Source organism: bacterium (assembly GCA_035419245.1).
Classification (GTDB): Bacteria; Zhuqueibacterota; Zhuqueibacteria; order Residuimicrobiales; family Residuimicrobiaceae; genus JAKPUX01.
Genome location: DAOLSP010000021.1, coordinates 42,928 through 49,195, shown reverse-complemented (window position 1 = coordinate 49,195; position 6,268 = coordinate 42,928). Strand labels below are relative to the sequence as shown.

Genomic DNA, 6,268 nt, shown 5'->3' with positions numbered 1-6,268 from the left:
GGCGACGGTAGTTTTGCCGTAGGACGATCTCCCGTGACTCGGCCGCCCGAACCAGTGCTTCGCGCATCTTGTAGTAGAGCCGGGCATCGGTCGGGAAGGCGATTGCCGTTTCCTGAACCGTGGTATCGACATTCACTTTGTTCAGGTGGCTGCGGGTAAGATGGCCACACCGCTTGTTATAGCCTGCATCGCGGCGCACGGCCGGCAATAGCGCTGACGGCGGGTGTTTTTCAACTCTTTACCAGCCGCAATCCTCTGCATGAGGAGAAGCGGCTGGTGCACCGATCCGCGCACGGCTGACACCGAGGAAAAATCATGACGGGTAAAACCTTCTTCAATCCCGGCTGCGCCTTGAGCCTCTACAAGCCGGATATGGAAATCAGGATTCTCGAACTCCTCAACCGCACTTGGCAGGAAACAAGGCTGCACAACATTTGCTGCCGCCACGAACCGCAGCTCGAAAAGGGATCGGTGATCGTCAACGTCTGCGCCGGCTGCGACCGGCGCTTCAGCACCCTCTATGAGGGCATTTCCACGATCTCGGTGTGGGAAATCATCGACCGGCTCGACGCCTTTGACTTTCCGGATTACTGCGGCCTGCGGCTGTCGGTGCAGGATCCCTGCCCGGTGCGGGAGAAACCCCAGGTTCATCAGGCTGTACGCAACCTGCTTCGAAAAATGAACATCGAGGTGGTTGAAACGCGGTTTCACGGGACGCGCACAGTCTGCTGCGGGGATGATCTCTATCCCCGGTTTCCCATATACAAGATTCGGCAACAGATGATAAAACGTGCGGAGGCCATGCCCTGCGAGGAGGTATGCGTCTATTGTGTCTCCTGCGTCAAAGCCCTGCATATTGGCGGACGCCGGCCCCGTCACCTGCTCGACCTCCTGATGAATGAGTCGACCGATCCGCAGGTTTATGACACCGCTAAATGGCACGAACAGCTGCAGGGCTATATCGATACCCACTGAGAAATGAGTAGCCGGCCCGGCTAAAGCCCATTTTGCAGCGCCCAGGAAGGAAACATGCAATCTCTTGTCGTCCGATGGGCCCTGTTGTTTTTTGCTGCCCGCAGCATGGCGCCCTTCAAGCGCAGCGAAACCAGGCCGGTGCCGCCCGCTCAAGTCCGGGCGTCTGAACTGCATAAAGCGTCATTGGATACGGTCATCCAATTCCTGCTCACCTCAGCCGCCGCAGATTTTTATGCCCATCGCCCGCCGACGCCCGCCCGCTTCTGCAATGTGCGCTTGGGGCCCATGATGGCCTCCGATGACAGGTCTGCTGCCGGCAGTGGGGCAAGTTTCTTCCGGAGCAGGAGGGAGGCAACCAGCAGTGGACTTCCTTTGCCACGATCAAAACCTCGGATTATGAACAATGGATCGGCGTCGCGGGCTATTGCGAGAGTGCCCAGGTCATCTGGGACGAGGTGGGCGATCTGTCACCTTCCTTGCCAAGCCGGTTCGAATCCCTACGGCAAGTTGAGGATACCCTGTGCGTCCCGTATGCTGCAGGATCCCGCCATCCACTGTCAACACGCCGCAAGAATCCGCTGAGGATATCCTGTGCGTCCCATATGCTGCAGGACCCGTATCCCTGCACCGGGATTTGTTGATTATTTTAACAATGCTCTTGCTTTTCAGTCCTATAATAATTATGTTCATTACTAATAGCATCGCCCGGATAAGGTGATCCATACGGAATGGATCTCAAGTACGCTTCTTTTGCCGCCGTCCGGTGAATTCCATCCGCGAAAACACCATGCCCGTCACCATTTCGAATACCTTCCGTATCTTTTTTTGCTCTACTTTCGCTGATTTGCGGGCGGAGCGGTCCGCACTGCATCAGTGGGTTTTCCCCCGCCTGAAAGAACTGTGCACACGGCATGGAGCACGCTTTCAACCCATCGATCTTCGCTGGGGCATCAGCGAAGAGGCCAACTTGTCCCAGGAGACGACGAACATCTGTTTGAACGAGATCCGTCGCTGCCAGGAGGCGAGCCCCCGACTGAATTTCGTCATCCTGCTGGGCGAACGGTACGGCTGGCGCCCGCTGCCCTCGATCATCCCGCTTAAGGAAATGGAGAGCATTGCGGCATCCCTCTCCCCCGCGGAATACGAGCTGTTGCTCTGGCATGAAGATCAGGATCCCCGCGCACCGGGTTGGTACCGTCTGGATGCCAACTCGGTTCCACCGGTTTATTTGCTGCAGCCGCGCCAGGGCCTTTTCGAGGATCAGGCGAACTGGGACCCGCTTGAAAAAAGACTCCACGACCTGTTCACGAAATCCATCGGCAATCTACCCGGCCGCTGCCAGGTCCGCTATACCGCGTCGGTCACCGAGCAGGAAATCCATGCTGGTTTGTTCGATATGCCCGAGGCCACGGATCATGTCACCTGCTATTTCCGCCAGATCGAAGGCATGCCCCATACGGCGCTGGCCCGCGATTACCTCGACCTGGATGACCGAGGTATGCTCGACGAAGAGGCATACCGGCGCCTCACGGCTTTAAAGGAACGCCTGCGTGCGCTGCTGGGCGAGAAATGTGTGGATTTTCATGCCAGCTGGACGGAGGCCGGACCGACACAAGCGCATATCGGCCACTTGCCGGCGTCGCTGAATGACTGTCTGCGCCTGCTGGATACGCCGCCGCACCAGGAGAGCTTGTGTGAAACGGTATGGCGGAGGCTGGCGGCTGCCATTCTAGCCGATCTCAGCCGTGCGACCCGCATCCCTGCCCTGCTCAAAGAAACCAGCATCCATGAAGCGCAGGCCGGTGAGCATATCCGTCATTTCGTCGGCAGAGATTCCCTCCTCGAGCGCCTCGGCGAGTACCTGGCCGATCCCGATGGGCGGATCCTTGTGCTCCACGGCAGACCGGGAACCGGGAAATCCGCTCTGATGGCCATGGCGCGAAAAATCTGTCAAAGCCGCTTCACCTTCATTCGTTTCCTCGGACTGACACCCCGATCGTCACGCAGCAGACAAGTCCTCATTAACGCGTGCGAAACGCTGGCCGATCGGCCGGCAGAGGCCGGCGCCACGGCGGAATGGACACCCGGCGACTATGTAGCCCTGCTGGAAAGATTCCAGGAATGCCTGCGGCAAGCCTCGGAAGAACACCCGCTCGCTATCTTTCTCGATGCGTTGGATCAGTTGAGCGACCCCGAGGGCCGCGACCTAGCCTGGCTGCCCAAATCGCTACCGCCACATGTCGCCATGATCCTTTCGGTCGCTGACGGCGCCATGTTCACCGCGATCCAGGACTACCTGCCGGAAGCCCTCTTTGTGCCGGTTTCGGATTTGTATGAAGCGGAGAGTGTGCAACTGATCGACCGGTTTTTTGCAGAATTGCACCGCACCCTGATGCCGGATCAGCGCGAGGAACTGCTACAGGCGGTAAGGAGGGACGGCTCGCCGCTATTTTTACGTCTTGCCTGCACGGAGACCAGTCAATGGCGGTCCTTTACTCCCGTGAAAAGGCTGGCTGTCACTGTCAGCGAATTGACCCAGGCCATGTTCGCCCGGATTGCAGGGAATGATCAACACGGCCGGCCCATGGTGGACCGCAGCTCGGCCTTTCTGGCCCTGGCACGATACGGCCTAAGTGAAGATGAAATGCTTAACGCGTTGTGGCTGGATGATCAAGTCAGGGAGGATTTCAGACAACGCTACCGGAAATCCCCGCAAAATGTGACGCAATTGCCGGATGTCATCTGGGCGAAGCTCTATTACGATCTAGCGCCTTACCTGGCCGAACGGCCGGGGGATGACGCCAACCGGCTGAGCTTTTATTACACCCAGGTGGCCGATTGTGTGCGCGATGCCTTGAAGGCATCCGGCCAGATTGTATCCTATCATCAAAATCTTGCCCGGTTTTTCAGGGTGCTGAGCCGTTACGATGAGACCGGTGAGTGGAGGGAGGCTTCCGGCAGGGCGTTGAATGAGCTGGCGTTTCATCTGCTGCAGGGCAATGACCTGGCGGGTTTGCAGGCGCTCTATGATGACCCGGTGTATCTTCAGGCCCTGGCGGTTAATTACGGCGGCCCCGGCGAAAAGGAAGTATACCCGGGCATCCAGGAATTGCTGGTGAATTTATCGGAGGCTGTGCGATCCTGTCAGGACCTCTCCCTTGCGCAAAGCTGGAAGACGTTGCACCGCCTGCTTTCCGAGCGCAGCGCCCTGCTGGCGCACTTTCCGTTCGCTCTGGTGCAGGAGGTCGCCAATTACCTGGCGCTGAATCGGCAAGGCACCTACTCCGAAAAATTGCTGCAGGAAGCGAACCGCTATAAAGGCATCGGTTTGACCCTGGAGCAGCCCGTCCGCTTTGGCAGCGGAGATCGGAAGGGGCACTCGGCTCCGATTACGGCCCTGACGGTTTCGCCGGATGAGCACTGTTTTTTAAGCGGTGCGCTGGATGGCGGCATCGGCTACTGGAGTATCGATGACGAAGCGCCCATCTGGCTGATGAATGCCCACGCCTCCTGGGTCAGCGCCGTCGCTTTCTCCAGGGACGGTCGACGCGCTCTGAGCTGCAGCAACGATGCCTCGGTGCTGTTGTGGGATTTGCGGTCCGGCATCCACCGGCTGGTTTGGCGGGTCGATCAGTTCGAGCAGTTTATTGCCTGTTTTTTTCAGGACGAGAACACCGGCATTGTCCTTGGGGCCGCGCATGTGTATAGTATCGATTTGCGCGTCAACAAGACCACTGAAAAACCGTTCAGAAGAGGCAAAATATACCACGCTTTCGAGTTCGGGCGCGATGCCTTTGCGTTCGACGCGCCTGGGCACCGGCTTTATTATGGTGCAGACAGCACCGTGTACTGCTGCAATTATCAGGAAGAGACAGAATCCGCGATCATCCGGCATCAGGGGCAAGTTGACTTTTTGCGCCTGACCCCCGACGGCGGCAGCCTGTTGGTGATCGACGCGCAAAAGTATCTGACGCTGTATGATTTGACGGCGGATCAAACCAGGGCGGCTGCTAGAGTCAGTATCCCGGTTCTCAAGCACCTGTGTCCCGGCCCGGACGGCCGCTGGTTTGCCGCCACCCTGAGCGATCATCTCATTGAGATCAGGGCATCTGAAAATCGTGAGCTTTCGGTGCTGAACAAGCCCGGCGGTACCGCCAAGGCGGACTGGGGATCTCCACACCATGCAACGGTTCTGAGCTGCCTCAGCCAGAGCAACCGGCTGCTGGTGGGTGCAGAGAGCGGGCGCATCCATTTGCAGGAGCCGGTTCCGCAAGCCGGACCGGCGCGGTATTGGGGACCGGGCGGCAATCTGATCGCCGGCGCCGTCGCCCCAGGAGGCCGGCAAGCCCTGGCGATCGCCGGGATGATCGACGAAAGAGGCGACCATTACGGGGGCCGGCTGATGTGGGTGGAGCGGGGCAAGGCACCGATCGAGCTCACCGCCTCACCGCATCGTTATCCGGTCACCGCGATGACCTTTGCCCATGAGCGCGCTTCCGACACGCCTAAGGCTTTTACGGTGGACAAGGGAGGCAAGGCGGTCCGTTGGAAAAACAGCGTGCCGGTATGGACGCGGGATTTTCCCGCAACCTCCTTCTCCGCCTTAAGCTGCAGCAGACCGGAAAACCGGCCCGCCGCCGGGACCAGCCGCGATCAGATTGTGGTGCTGGAGAGCCAGGCCGTCCTGTCACTCGCCGAACTGGATTTCACCAGCGGCGTCCAGGCTATTGCGGCCGGCGATCGGCCTGAGGCCTATTTCGTTTCGCTCCTGGACGGCGAGATCTGCTATATCCAAGGCAAGACCCGCTGGCGAGAGTCCGTTCTCGGACGCCATGGCCATTACGCAACCTGCGTTGCGCTGGATGACACCGGTAAATATGCCGCATGCGGAACCGTGAATGGCGTGCTGGTGGTATGGCATGTCCAAAGCCGGGAACGCATTTTCCAGCGCCTCTCCCATTCAGCTCCCTTGCTCGCCGTTGCGATAGACCATGCAAACCATCTGCTTTGCTCGCTCGGGCAGGACCATCTGCTGCTGATTCACGACCTGCGCACCACCGGAATCGTGATGGGCACAAACATACCCCGCCGTCCAGTGGCGATGCGCATGGAAGAGTATCATCTTTATGTTCTAACGGTCAATGCCGGAATTCTTGCCTATGGTCTTATCGATTCGGCGTCTCTGTCGGCGGAGAAACACGGGTTCGCGGACCGGTTGAGGCTGATTTTCAAAGTGCGTGGCGGAGCGGTTTAATCAACAGGGCTGGTATACGACAAGTTGTTTCACGAAACA

2 protein-coding genes and 1 pseudogene are annotated in these 6,268 nt (G+C 58.7%); 2 read left to right on the top strand and 1 reads right to left on the bottom strand.

The annotated features are described in order from the left end of the window. Nucleotides 1–145: pseudogene (locus PLH32_16265) on the bottom strand (IS5/IS1182 family transposase). A 170-nt stretch (nucleotides 146–315) separates the two neighbouring features. Between PLH32_16265 and PLH32_16260 the strand changes: the two are divergent. Next, the gene (locus PLH32_16260; protein HQJ66162.1) at nucleotides 316–975 is read left to right on the top strand and encodes a (Fe-S)-binding protein; all 660 of its coding nucleotides are present in this window, start codon (nucleotides 316–318) and stop codon (nucleotides 973–975) included. A gap of 787 nt (nucleotides 976–1,762) precedes the next feature. Next, a complete protein-coding gene (locus PLH32_16255; GenBank protein HQJ66161.1) occupies nucleotides 1,763–6,229 on the top strand; it encodes an AAA family ATPase in 4,467 nt (1,488 codons plus the stop codon). The last annotated feature ends 39 nt before the right edge of the window (nucleotides 6,230–6,268 follow it).